This window comes from Streptococcus pseudopneumoniae (assembly GCF_001072315.1).
Taxonomy (GTDB): Bacteria; Bacillota; Bacilli; order Lactobacillales; family Streptococcaceae; genus Streptococcus; species Streptococcus pseudopneumoniae_R.
Window position 1 is genome coordinate 1 of record NZ_JVLI01000023.1, and the last position, 204, is coordinate 204.

Annotated in this window: 1 protein-coding gene; it reads left to right on the forward strand. The window is 44.1% G+C overall.

All coding sequences use genetic code 11. The features are described from left to right. Positions 1–204 (forward strand): SspB-related isopeptide-forming adhesin (locus tag ADH54_RS01135; RefSeq protein WP_049523566.1); only part of this gene is annotated, 204 nt, incomplete at both ends.

The window sequence follows — 204 nt, forward strand, 5'->3', positions numbered from 1 at the left end:
TCAAGTAACGGATTCTAAAGGGCAAGTAGTTAAAGGGTTGAAAATGGCTCTTTATGAGAGTCTAGCTAAGGCACCATCAGGTATACAAGAAGCCTTGAAGTCTAGCCATTTCACTCCGAAAGGAGCGATTCAAGTATTCGGGGCAGAGAATCCAGAAGAGTTCTACAAGACCTACGTGCAAGCTGGAGAAGTTCTGACCATTAC